Genomic DNA, 12,623 nt, shown 5'->3' with positions numbered 1-12,623 from the left:
TAACTGGTCTCGGTAACTGGGTTGACGCGTGGGGGAGTTCAGGCGGCTTCGGCGGCGGTGTCGACGCCGAGGCGTTCCAGGAGTCCGGCGCGGAGTTCGGCGAACCGGGGATCGGTGATGTCGCGCGGCCGGTCGAGGTCGATGCGCTGCTCGTGCGCGATGACGCCGTCGTCCATCACCAGGACCCGGTCGGCGAGCAGCACGGCCTCCTCGACGTCGTGGGTCACCAACAGGACGGCGCAGCCCCGCCGTTGCCACAACTCGCCCACCAACCGCTGGGCCTTGATACGGGTGAGCGCGTCGAGCGCGCCGAACGGCTCGTCGAGCAGCAGCAGATCGGGCTCACGCACCAGCGCACGGGCCAGCGAGGCACGCTGCGCCTCACCGCCGGACAGCGTCTTGGGCCACGCGTCGGAGTGATCCCCGAGCCCGACCTCCGCCAACGCCCGTTCTGCCACGGCCCGTTCGGGCTTGCCGGGCAGTCCGAGCAGGACGTTGCGCCACACCTTCTTCCACGGCATCAGTCGGGGCGCCTGGAACGCGACGGCCTTGCGGCGCGGCACGAGGACGGTGCCCTCGATGTCCCGGTCGAGCCCGGCGAGGATGCGCAGCAGCGTGGACTTGCCGCAGCCGCTGCGGCCCAGCAGCGCCACGAACTCGCCCTGTTGCACGTCGAGTTGAAGCTTGTCGATGACGGCGCGACCGTCGAAGGAGCGGGTCAGCCCCTCGACCCGTACCGCCTGCGTGGTCACCGGCGAGGAGGTCGCCGCCTGCGGGCTCACCGGCCCGTGAACGTCGGTCGCCATTGCAGCAGCAGCCTTTCGAGGGTGCGGACGAGGAAGTCGGCCAGCAGGCCGAGGAAGGCGTAGACGATCAGGCAGACCACGATCACGTCGGTCTGGAGGAAATCCCGGGCCTGCACCATGAGGAAGCCGATACCGGCGTCCGCGTTGATCTGCTCGGCGAAGACGAGCGCCAGCCAGGCGATACCGAGGGAGTAGCGCAGCCCGGTCATCGCGTTGGGCAGCGCGCCCGGCAGCACCACATGCCGTACGAGCCCCCAGCGGGACAGCCCGAGCGACTCCCCGGCCTCGATCAACTGGCTGTCCACGCCCCGGATTCCGGCGTAGACGTTGAGGTAGAGCGGGAAGGTCACACCGAGCGTGATGATGGCGACCTTGGGAGCCTCGCCGATGCCGAACCAGATGATGAACAGCGGGATCAGCCCGACGAAGGGGACGGTCCGCAGCATCTGCACGGGCGCGTCGACCAGGTCCTCGCCGACCCTGAACAGACCGGAGACGAGGGCGAGTCCGGTGCCGATGACCGTACCCAGCAACAGTCCGATGGCGACCCGCTGGAGCGAGGTGGTCATGGCCGAGGCCAGCGAACCGCTGTCGATCAGATCCCAGCCGACCCGGGAGATCCGCCCGGGTGAGGCGAGCACATCGGAGGTCAACACGCCTGTGCTGCTGAGGAGTTGCCAGAGCGCGAGCAGTGCGAGGGGGCCGGTGGTGCGACGCAGCCAGCGGGGGACGCGGGTGCGTCGCGATGAGGTGGGGAGGAGGGGGACGAGATCGAGGGAGGAGAGATCGTCCGTATCGGTCTTCGTCGAGCCTGATATAGGAGAAATATCCGGCCCTGAAGAGTCGGGCGGGGCATGGCTGATGCTCATGGGTGCTCCACGGGTGGGGGAGAGCGTCCGGTGAGAAGGGGGGTACGCCTCAACGCCGCCATGTCACGACGGTGTGCACGGGCACGGCGGAGTGCGGGAAAAGAGAGGTGGGGCGGAAGAAGACGTCAGCAGCCGCGGCGACACGCGGCGGAGGCCACCCGCAGCAGGTCGATGTGACCGCGCGTGGTGAGCAGAACTGAACGCAACATGCGGCCGAAAATAGGTCAGATGGCGTGCCACGGTCAACGGTGTCTCGCGTACTGGACCCCTCGTATCACAGGCCGGGCGATCGACGGGGCGTGGAACCCGGCGGATAGGCCAGGATGGGAGGCATGTCAGCTGCCTTCACCACCCGCGTCCTGAACGTCGCCACCGGTTCCAGGGAGCGGGTCATGGACCTGACCCGCGACTGCGAGGCCTTCCTCCAGGGGGCGGCGACCGGTCGGGACGGCCTCCTCAACATCTTCGTCCCCCACGCCACGGCGGGCGTGGCGATCCTGGAGACGGGCGCCGGCAGCGACGACGACCTCCTCGCCGCCCTGCACACTCTCCTCCCCGCCGACGACCGCTGGCAGCACCGCCACGGCAGTCCGGGGCACGGCCGCGACCATGTCCTCCCGGCGTTCGTGCCGCCGCATGCGACGTTGCCGGTGGTGGGCGGACGGCTGGAGTTGGGGACGTGGCAGTCAGTGTGTCTGGTCGATACGAACAGGGACAACCCTGAGCGAAAGGTGCGGCTCACCTTTCTTGCGGGGTCTTGATGCCGGTCCCGATCCTTGGCTGCAGCCCCGGCTGCCCGGCCGGTGACCGTTCCGGGCAGCCGTACCGCCTTGATCAGGTGGTGAAGCGGTGGGTGCCCGAGCCGACCCGATAGACCGCGCAGTCGTCCTCCTGGCGCAGGTACGTCCCGTGCGTGCGGGTCACCGCGTCCGGGGTGGACGCGGGGATCCACACCTCCGCGGTCGTGTTGGGCGGCACCGCGCAGGTCAGCGTGAACCGGCCGGACCGCTGCCGCCAACGGGTGGAGACAGGGCCGTAGACCGAGGTGAACGTGGCGCGGGCGGTGGTCACGGCTCCGCCGGGGCGGGGGCGGATGACGATCTCGCGGTAGCCGGGCCGGCCCGCCGAGATGCCGGCGATGTTCGTGTACATCCACTCGCCCACCGAGCCGTAGGCGTAGTGGTTGAAGGAGTTCATGCCCGCGTCCTGGAAGCTGCCGTCGGGGCGGATGGAGTCCCAGCGTTCCCACATCGTGGTGGAGCCCCGGTCGATCTGGTAGCCCCAACTGGGGAAGGAACGCTGTTGTAGGAGGCGGTAGGCGACGTCGGTGTGGCCGGTGTCGGTCAGGACGGGCAGGAGCCGGGGAGTGCCGAGGAATCCTGTCGACAGGTGCCAGTCCTTGGCCTCGATCAGGGCGACGAGCCGGTCGGCGGCGGCCTTCCGCGACGTGTCCGGCAGCAGGTTCATCGACAGCGCCAGGACATAGGCCGTCTGCGTATCGCCCTTGATCCTGCCCTCGGAGGTGACGTAGGCGTCCTGGAAGGCCGTTCGTATCCGCTCGAAGAGATCGAGGTAGGGCGCGGTGTCCGTGCCGAGTTCCCCGGCCATGCGGGCCGCGAGGTCGGCGCTGTGCGCGAAGTACGCGGTGGCGATGACGTCCCTGGGGGTCTCGTCCTCGACGTTCAGCCAGTCGCCGTATCCCTGGTCCGGGCGCAGCAGTCGGTCGCTGTTCTTCTCCAGGTACGCCAGCCAGGACTGGACGGACGGCCAGGCGTCCGCGAGGACTTGGCGGTCGCCGTACGCCTGGTAGAGGGACCAGGGGACCGTGACCCCCGCGTCGCCCCAGCCGGCCGTGCCGCTGCCGACCGTGCCGACCATCGGTGCCACGTCCGTGAACGCGCCCTCCCCGGTACGGGAGTCCCGAAGATCGACGAGCCACTTGGACAGGAAGCGCGCCGACTCCATCGTGTACGCGGCCGTGGGCGCGAAGACGTTGATGTCTCCCGTCCAGCCCAGGCGCTCGTCGCGCGCCGGTGTGTCGGTCGGAACGGAGAGGAAGTTGCCGCGCTGGCCCCAAGTGATGTTGTGGTGCAGCTGGTTGAGCATCGGAACGTCGGTCTCGAAGTCGAGGGTGAAGGGGGCGGACGTATGCATGACGCGGCCGGTGACGGCTTTCGCCGAGGGCGTGCCGGGGAATCCGGTCACCTCGACGTACCGGAAACCGTGGAAGGTGAAGCGGGGCTCGTAGATCTCCTCCTTTCCGCCGCCCTTGAGGGTGTACGTGTCGGTCGCCGCCGCGGTCCGCAGGTTCGCGGTGTAGACGGTGCCGTCGGGATTGAGCACCTCGGCGTGTCTGAGCCGGACGGCCGTCCCCGCGTCACCCGACACGCGCAGCCGCACCGAGCCGACCATGTTCTGGCCCAGGTCCAACACGTAGACGCCGGGCTTGGGTTGAGTCACGCTCTTCGGTGTCAGCTCCCGCTCCACCCGCACCGGACCGTCCACCTGCGCGACGATCAGGTCGGGACCGATCTCGCCGACGCCCCCCATGCCTCGTACGTCGAGCCAGCCCGTGTCGTCGAAGCCGGGCGAGGTCCAGCCGGGAGTCTCCTTGCGCGCGTCGTACGTCTCGCCGTTGAGCAGATCGGCGGCGACGATCGGCCCCGCGGCGGCCCGCCAGTCGGCGCCCGACACAACGCGCTCGCTCGTCCCGTCCGCGTACTCCACCTCCAACTGGGCCAGAAGCGCCGGGACTTGGCCGTACTGACCGGGCCCGAACATGCCCACGTTGCCGGCGTACCAGCCGGGTGCCAGATACGCCCCGATGGCGTTGGTGCCGGGTCGTAGGAGTTCGGTGACGTCGTACGTCCGGTACTGGACTCGGGTGCGGTAGTCCGTCCAGCCGGGGGCGAGCTGGTCGACGCCCACTCGGGTGCCGTTGAGGTGGCTCTCGTACAGGCCGAGCGCCGTGGCGTACAGGCGCGCGCGGGAGACCTTCCGACGCGGCAGCCGGAATTCATGCCGCAGTTGGGTGACGGCGTACGACACCGGGACGACGCGTCCCCACGGTCCGCTGCCCCAGGCCGCTGCCACCCGGACCGATGGCCAGCCCCCGTCGTCGAACTCCAACTCCCGCCATCCGTCGGCTGGTTGCTGATTGGTGGCCTTCCATGAGGCGTCGGTGAACACCTTCTGCTCACCGGAGGCGGTCCGGACGACAAGCACCGCGACGAGCCCCGCCGGGCCTTCGGTCGCGTTGGTGGCGGCGACGGCGATAACGTTGTCGCCGGCCCGCACGCGCGCCAGTACGTCGATCACCGCCGGGCGTTTCCAGTCCTCGTTGTCCGTGTCGAGATCGGTGTGGGCGACCTCGACCCCGTTCAGGGAGACGGCGTACACGTTGTCCGCGGTGATGGCGAGCGTGGCCGACGTGATTCCGTCGGGCAGTTGGGCGGTACGGCGGAACCAACGGGTGGCCGCAGGAACGCTGTTGGTCGGATCGCCCTCGGGGAACCAGATCCAGGAACCGCCCTCGAAGGACGGCGCGTCCACGAGGCCTGCCGGTGCGGAGATCCAGTCGGCGCTCCACTGCCCCGCGTCCATCAGTCCGGTCTCCCACCACGAGGAAGCGCTCCAGTCGGAAACCTGCCCGTCGGCGTCCCACACGCGTACGGACCAGTGATAGCGCGTCCGGGGCTTGAGTTCGGGACCTCCGTAGGACACGAGGACCGACTCGCCGGACGTGACCTTTCCGCTGTCCCAGACGTCCGGGCGGGACAGACGTGACGCGGTGGTGGCAACGCGGATCTGATAGGCGCTCTGGCGCACACCGACGCTGTCGGAGGCCAACGGCCAGCTCAGCCGGGGCCGTTGTGCGTCGATCCCCAGCGGGTGTTGGACGTATTCCACGGTCGGCGCCGTGACGCGCAGTCCGTCGCGCAGCGTCTGTGTCTCTGCCTGCGTCTGTCTGGATGCCGGCGCGGCCATCGCCGGTACCGTCGGTACGCCGTCGATGGTCGCTGCTGCCACCGTGGCGACCGCGCCCGCGAGCATGTTCCTCCTGCTGATCATTACGGCTCCTCACTCGCACGGAATGGGATGAATCGATTCAGATATGAGAGGCGTGGGTAACGTAGAGCCTGGTGATGCCGGGGTCAATCGTCGTGCAACTGTTTTCGTGACAGGGCTACTTCGCCGTCACTCCGGGCGGAGTCGGTGCGCGAGGTGGATGCGAGGGCATTGAACGGTTTCAATCGCGGCCCACAAACCCTTGTGCTGGGCAGGGCTCGGCACGTCGCGATCAGGGCTGCGCGGCGACGCTTCCTCCTCGGCTGCCGGCCGGTGCGGAGGTTCCGCGTCAGAGTTCCGCTCAGGCCGCCTCTCTCCAAGCCGATGGCCGTGGGCTCCGAAGAGGGGAGGGTTCTGCCTACTGGTGCGCTGTGTAGACGGTCGCGGTCATCGGTGCCGTCACGGGGCCGGTGCCGAGTTGGTCCGTCATCTTCTGTGTGACGGTGGCCTGGAGGGCCTGCGCGTCTTCGCGGGCCTGCACGGCGGCGCTCACCGGTGTGCCGGTGAAGAACCCGGTGGCGATGGAGGCTGCCGACTCCGCGACGCCTTCCAGCGTGATCTCCTCGGCGGTGGCCAGGGTCAGTCCGGCGGCCACCAGGTCCGCGGTGACGACGGCCGGGTCGGAGTAGCCGTGGGGCACGTCCTTCAGGAACGGGGGTGCTCCGTCGGGCATGGACTGTTCCAGGGCGGTTTGGAAGGCGGCCCCGAATCCGTGTGAGGCCAGCGGGCCCCAGCTGTTGAACAAGAACCGTCCCCGCGGGGCCAGGACCCGGCGCACCTCGGTGTAGGCGGCGGGTCTGCCGGGGAAGAACATCACCCCGAACTGGCACACGACGAGGTCGAAGCTGTCGTCCTCGAAGGGCAGGTGTTGGGCGTCCGCCTGCCGCCAGTCCGCACGGGGTTCCCGTGCCGATCCTGCGGTGACCATCGCTTCGTTGAGGTCGGTCGCCACCACCGTGGCCGTGGGTACCGCGGTGAGCAGGGCCGAGGTCAACGCCCCGGTTCCGGCGGCGAGTTCCAGGACCGTGCGGGGCCGTAGCGCTGCCGCCCTGGCGGCCAGGTCGACGGCGAAGGGCCGGAAGAAGACCGGCACCAGGTGGCGTTCGTAGGCCTCGGGCATGGACCGTGTCCAGCGCCGGTTCGCATCGTCTGTACTCACCCGACGGACATTAGCCCCGCGGGAGGTTCCAGGGCGGACCGCCGCAGCCACCGTGGCTTCGTGTCGATGTCGCTGCCCGGCCACAGGGCAGGGCCGACGGGAGAATCCTGGAGCCAGGAGGTGGTCATGGTGCGGTTGCATCGACCGCTCATGTTCCGAACGCGGGTGAAGTGGATTCGCCCCAACGGAGTTTGGCGGATACGAATCGCGACAACCCCAACAGGACGGTCCGGTTGTCGTTCCTCGCGTGAGGCCGTCGCACGAGCCGGCGTCGGGGTCACTTCCCGTCGGCCCCGAGCCGAGCGTCAGCCTTGCGCCCTCTGGGTAAAACGACGATGCAGACTTTGTGTGCTGAACAGGCCACGCGCTGCCGACCCGCATGAGACCTTGGCACACGCGTGGGCGTTTCGGAGGGGGGCCGAATGGGGCGGAACGTGCGACGGCTGACGTTGACCGAGGCCATCGAGTCGCTGCGGCAGGACCTGGAGGCCGCGCAGCGCCAAGGGGTGGGCAAGGCCATCGGGTTCAGTGTTCAGGACATCAGCGTCGAGCTGGATGTGGAGGCCGAGCGGAGCGACAGCGTCGAGGGGGGTGTGAGCTGGTACGTGACGGCCAAGGCCGGCCGCTCGTGGACCCGGCGCACCGCCACCCGGCTGGTGGTCTCGCTCAAGCCGCGCGGCACGCTCAACGTCACGGACGACGTAGGCCGGTCCCGCAACAGTGCGCCGCCCCCTACCGGCGACACGGTTGGGTGACGCGGTGTCCCCGGCCCTTCCGCCCGAGCCGCACCGTGGCGGTCCGGCGGAGGACGAACACCTCGGCGCCGCGCCGGGTGCCGACGGCACCCCGGACCGGCTGGTCGAGATCAGTCTGACGGACGCCGGGGGACAGGTGGTCGGGCACGGGTCCGGCTGGCTGCTCGACGAGGACCTGATCCTCACCGCGTCCCATGTGCTGTGGCCGAGGGAGCGTCCCCACGTCGGGGAGGTGGTCATCGAGGTCCGGTGCGGAAACGCTCCGGGCTACTGGCCCTGGCATCGCTGCGAGGTCGTGTGGAGCGGGTCGCCCGCACCCCGCGACGAGGGTGGGGGCGAGCAGGCCGAAGCCGGCCTGGACGCCGCCCTCCTGGTGGTGACCGGCTCCGGGTGGCGGCCGCCCGATCCCCGGTCCCTGCCCCGACTGGGCTGGCCCGGCTCGGACATCGTCGACTTCACGATCTTCGGCTTCCCGGCCTTTCTCCACACCGAGCGGCACGCCTACAACGTGCACCAGAGCGGCGGCCGGTTACGTCCGGCCAACCTGAGCCGCTCGGAGATGCGCCCGGTCGAGGTCACGGCCGAGGACGCCCCCGACGTCCCGGACGGCTGGCAGGGCATCTCCGGCGCCGCCGTGCTGGTCGACGGACAGCGTGCGGTGATCGGGGTCGTCGTCGGCAACGACCAGGGCAACGTCCGTCGACTCAGCGTCCTTCCGGCAGCCCGGCTGCTGGCGGACCCGGGGTTCCACGGGCACTGGCGGGACCGCGGGCAGGGGCAGGCCCACAGCCGACGCAAGGTGCTGTCCGCCATCCGCCGGTGGCTTGAGCGGGCCGAGCCGCTACGGGAGTGGGACGCCAGGCACGCGCTGTTCGCGCGGCTCCTGCCGGAGGTGGTCCAGGAACCGGAGATAACCTTCCTCGACCGCGAGTTCCTGCTCGCCGCGCTGGTGGACCGGCTCGCCCCGCACCCCGAACGACTTGCCGCTCTGGTCGACGTCTACGCGGAGTCGTACGCCCACGACGAGTCCGGCATCGGTGAACTCCGTTACCTCGCCGAGGAGTTCCATGCCCTGGAGACCATGGGGTCCCCCGACTGGCTCGGACTCCGTGAAGCCCTGCGGAAACTGGTCCAGGACGACCTCAACGGCCACCGGGTGTCCGCTCTTTACGCCCGGGCCTTCACGAACGGTGCGGACCCGGCGATGCCCGCGCACTGCGACGAGCCGTGGAAGGCGTTCGTCCATCTGGTCTGCGAGGGCACGGACGGCGAGGAACTGCCCGCGGCCCTGCGGTTCCTGGGACTGCTGGCAAGCGCGGTGGGCGGTTTCACCGCGGACACCATCTGGCAGTACAGCCGGCGTTGGGCCGTACAACTGGACATCGCCAGAGGCCCGTTGGCCGAGACGGGGACGTCGACCGAGGCCCAGGACAGCGGCCGCGGCTACGCACTTCAGGTGGACCGCCTGCGGGCCGGTCTGGTCGGAGCACCCGTGCGACCCTCCACCTCGGCCCGGCTGCTGGTCGAACTGGCCCCGGATCCGAACAACGACCCCGACAGCTGGACCGTGTCGTTCTACTTCCAGTGCCGTCCTCAGCCCGCCGCCTGGCGGCGGCTGCCGATGCCGCTCGCCGAACGGGTCATCCGGCTCACCCGGTTGTCCGACCGGGTCGAGGCGTCCTTCCGCGCTCTGCGCGAGGTCTACGGGGTTCCCGAGGACCGGGTCGAGATCGAGTACATCCTGCCGCTCGACCTCATCGACCATCCCGACAAGCTGATCGCCTCCGGCGGGCTGCCCCAGGCGGCGGTGTCCTTCCCGCTGGTCGTGCACAGCCTGGACCGCCTGCACAACAGGACCTGGCGCGCGGTGTGGCAGGACCACTGGCAGCGGACCAACCGGGCCACGGGTCAACTGCTGTTCCAGGTCAGCTCGTTGGACCAGCCGGACACGGTCGCGGCCGAACCGGTCGCCGGAGTGCTGACCGGGAAACCCGACTCGGACGCCGGCCGCAGCGAGGTCAGCATGGCCCTCAGGCACGGCGTTCCGCTCGTGATGTGGCGCCACCACGAGCGCGCGGAGCCGGACTTCGCCGCCCTCCACCGGCGCATCATGGCCGAAGGACGTCTCGACGTACGCCAGTTCGGACAGGACGATGACGACGGTCCCGCGGACGTCGGATCTTCCTGGAACCGTCAGTTCGTCGTCATCTTCGACACACCGGACAATCTGCCCGTCCTCGTCTACGGCGACGCGTCATGACGTCGCGGACGGCTGGACCGCGTGGGCGGCGCACCGCCCGGCCGGGGAACGGCCCCGGGAACGGCATCGCCTCCGCCAGGGGCGAGCAACGGATCCGAGGGGGACCCCATGTCCAGCGTCGCTGAGCCGCCGCAGAGTTCGACCACGCCTTCGACACGACGTCGCCACTCCCAGGGACCGTCACCGGCGGTCTGGGAGAACGTCCCTCCGCGCAACCCCAACTTCACCGGCCGCGAACGGCTGCTCGACGAACTCGCCGAACGGCTGGCCGCCGAACGCCAGCCCACCGCGGTCCTCCCCGAGGCGATGTACGGGCTCGGCGGCATCGGCAAGTCCCAGCTCGCCATCGAGTACGTCTACGAGCACCAGGCCGACTACGACCTGGTGTGCTGGGTGCCCAGCGAGCACACTCCCGGCATCGTCAACGTCCTCTCCCACCTGGCCGGCCGGCTCGGCGTCGGTGTCGACGCCGACGGCGACGCGAGCTCCACCATGGCCCGGGCGCTGGACGCGCTGCGCCGCGGAGTGCCGTACACCCGCTGGCTGTTGGTCTTCGACAACGCGGAGAACGCGCAGACACTCGCGCCCTATCTCCCGAACTCGCAGCACGGCGCGGTCCTGATCACCTCCCGCAACCCGCAGTGGGAGGACATCGCCGGCTGCCTCGAAGTGAACGTCTTCGAACGGGCGGAGAGCATCGCGCTCCTGAACAAACGCGGGCCCGAGCTGTCACCGCAGGACGCCGACCTGCTGGCCGAGGCCCTCGGCGATCTGCCGCTCGCGATCGAGCAGGCGGCTGCCTGGCGGGCCCAGACCGGCATGCCCGCGCAGGAATACCTGCGCCTGTTCAACGAGAAGCGCAGCGATCTGCTCTTCGAGGGCGCGCCGAACCTGTACCAGGAGTCCGTCGCGACCGCGTGGAACGTGTCCCTCGACCGGGTCGAGCACACCAACCCCGAGGCGCTGCACCTGCTCCAGGTGTGCTCGTACTTCGCGGCCGAGCCGATTCCCCGCTCGCTGTTCTCGGGTGTCCACCACGGCACGATCTCGCCGGAGCTGGACGCCGCGCTGGCCGACCCGATGCGTCTGGGGCGGGCGATCCGCGAGATCAAGCGGTTCTCGCTGGCCCGCATCGACCCCCGCAACAACTCGCTGCACATGCACCGCCTCGTGCAGATCGTGCTGGCCCAGCGGATGACCCCGAGAGAACGGGAACGCATGCGGTTCGGCGCGCAGTCGCTGCTCGCCTCGGCCGATCCCCGAGACCCGGAGGCGAACGCGCACTGGGACCGCTACTCGGAGCTGTACCCCCATGTCGTGGCCTCCGACGCCATCCACTCGACCGACCCCTGGGTGCGCGACCTGGTGTTCAACACGGCGAAGTACCTCCAGCGCTTCGGCGACCACGAGAGTGCTCTGCAGTTCACCCGCGAGGCGCACCGAGCCGCCACCGAGCTGTTCGGCACCGATGACGAGAAGACTCTGCAACTCGCCTGGTGGCTCGGCTGGATCCTCTTCAGCATGGGGCGCTACGAGGAGGCCGCACAGATCAACGAGGCCACGCTGAACGCCCATGAGGCCCTCACTCCCTCGGCACCGACCCGCGCGGTCGAGGCCCGGGAGAGCCAACTGGACGCCATCGGCGCGGTCGCCGCAGACCTGCGCGTCAAGGGCGACTTCCGCAAGGCGCTGGACCAGAGCCGCCGTGTCTTCGACACCGCGACCATCGCCTTCGGCGAGGACGACCCCTTCACCCTGAACGCGGCGCACAACCTCGGGGTGGCCCTGCGGCTGGTCGGCAGTTTCCGGGAGGCCTACGAACTGGACCGCACCACCTGGGAGTTGAAGCAGACACTGTTGGGCGCGGAGCACGAACAGACCCTGCTGACCCGGGTGGGCCTCACCATCGACGAGCGCGAACTGGGCCTGTACCAGCACGCGCGCAACCGCCAGGAGGAGGTCGTCAGCCAGTACGTGCGCCACCTGCGCGAGGACAACCCGGCCGTGCTGCACGCCAAGCGGGTGCTCGCGGTGGCCCGGCGGAAGGCGGGTGACCACGAAGCCGCCCTGGACCTGTCGGAGCAGGTACTGGTGATCATGGAAGCGCGGTTCGGGCCGGAACACCCGGACACGATCGCCGCCGCCCTGGGCCTGTCCGTGGACCTGCGCTACACCGGGCATCTGGACCGGGCCCGCGAACTGGCCGAGGCATCGCTGGAGCGGTACCGGCGCGTCTTCGGCGACGAACACCCGCACACGGTGTCGGCCCAGGCCAATCTGGCGATCACCTCCCGCATGGACGGACGGCTCGAAGCGGCCCACGAACTGGACCGCGCCGCCTACGCCACGATGTGCGACAAGCTCGGCGAACGGCACCCGCTGACCATGGTGGTGGCGACCAACCTGGCCAGTGACCTGGCGGGACTCGGGCGCCACCAGGAGGCCCTGGAACTGGGCACGGAGACCCTGGAGCACTCGACGGAGGTGCTCGGCGAGATGCACCCCTCGACGCTGACCGTGGCGGCCAACAGAGCACTGGACCTGCGCGAGCTGGCACGCGACGAGGAGGGAGAGGAACAGCACGGCCAGACCCTGGCCGCGATGCGTGAGCGGCTCGGCCTCGAACACCCGGCGACGAGCGACCTGGAGAGCTGGGCACGCGCCAACTGCTTCATCGACCCGCTGCCCCTGTGACCTGGGAGCGGT

9 protein-coding genes are annotated in these 12,623 nt (G+C 69.7%); 4 read left to right on the top strand and 5 right to left on the bottom strand.

The window, feature by feature from the left end; all coding sequences use genetic code 11:
- Positions 1-38: 38 nt before the first annotated feature.
- The 3 genes from OG588_RS06185 to OG588_RS06175 all read right to left on the bottom strand — a co-directional run bounded on the left by OG588_RS06185 (position 39) and on the right by OG588_RS06175 (position 1,884).
- Entirely contained in the window at positions 39-806 is a 768-nt protein-coding gene (locus tag OG588_RS06185; protein ID WP_405946399.1) for an ABC transporter ATP-binding protein, read from the bottom strand.
- Positions 779-1,675 (bottom strand): ABC transporter permease, encoded by an 897-nt coding sequence (locus OG588_RS06180; protein WP_405946398.1) that lies wholly within the window; start codon positions 1,673-1,675, stop codon positions 779-781. The genes OG588_RS06185 and OG588_RS06180 overlap by 28 nt, the downstream gene beginning before the upstream one ends.
- Before the next feature lie 125 nt (positions 1,676-1,800).
- Positions 1,801-1,884, bottom strand: a complete 84-nt coding sequence (locus tag OG588_RS06175; protein WP_350495123.1) for a putative leader peptide — start codon at positions 1,882-1,884, stop codon at positions 1,801-1,803.
- 123 nt (positions 1,885-2,007) lie between these two features.
- Here OG588_RS06175 and OG588_RS06170 point away from each other — a divergent pair, with 123 nt between their 5' ends.
- The gene (locus OG588_RS06170) at positions 2,008-2,436 is read left to right on the top strand and encodes a secondary thiamine-phosphate synthase enzyme YjbQ (RefSeq protein WP_405946397.1); all 429 of its coding nucleotides are present in this window, start codon (positions 2,008-2,010) and stop codon (positions 2,434-2,436) included.
- A gap of 73 nt (positions 2,437-2,509) precedes the next feature.
- Here OG588_RS06170 and OG588_RS06165 read toward each other — a convergent pair whose 3' ends face one another.
- Together OG588_RS06165 and OG588_RS06160 are read right to left on the bottom strand one after the other, a co-directional pair.
- Complete coding sequence (locus OG588_RS06165) at positions 2,510-5,746, bottom strand: alpha-L-rhamnosidase (protein WP_405946396.1); 3,237 nt, start codon at positions 5,744-5,746, stop codon at positions 2,510-2,512.
- A 355-nt stretch (positions 5,747-6,101) separates the two neighbouring features.
- The gene (locus OG588_RS06160; RefSeq protein WP_405953060.1) at positions 6,102-6,863 is read right to left on the bottom strand and encodes a class I SAM-dependent methyltransferase; all 762 of its coding nucleotides are present in this window, start codon (positions 6,861-6,863) and stop codon (positions 6,102-6,104) included.
- 461 nt (positions 6,864-7,324) lie between these two features.
- Here OG588_RS06160 and OG588_RS06155 point away from each other — a divergent pair, with 461 nt between their 5' ends.
- The 3 genes from OG588_RS06155 (at position 7,325) to fxsT (ending at position 12,611) form a co-directional block, all read left to right on the top strand.
- Positions 7,325-7,657 (top strand): trypco2 family protein, encoded by a 333-nt coding sequence (locus OG588_RS06155; protein ID WP_405946395.1) that lies wholly within the window; start codon positions 7,325-7,327, stop codon positions 7,655-7,657.
- Between the two features lie 4 nt (positions 7,658-7,661).
- Positions 7,662-9,917, top strand: coding sequence for a hypothetical protein (locus tag OG588_RS06150; protein WP_405946394.1), 2,256 nt, complete (start codon positions 7,662-7,664; stop codon positions 9,915-9,917).
- 108 nt (positions 9,918-10,025) lie between these two features.
- Entirely contained in the window at positions 10,026-12,611 is a 2,586-nt protein-coding gene (gene fxsT, locus OG588_RS06145; RefSeq protein ID WP_405946393.1) for an FxSxx-COOH system tetratricopeptide repeat protein, read from the top strand.
- The last annotated feature ends 12 nt before the right edge of the window (positions 12,612-12,623 follow it).

It is taken from the genome of Streptomyces prunicolor (assembly GCF_045162825.1).
Classification (GTDB): Bacteria; Actinomycetota; Actinomycetes; order Streptomycetales; family Streptomycetaceae; genus Streptomyces; species Streptomyces prunicolor.
This window is presented reverse-complemented; position numbering and strand designations above follow the sequence as displayed.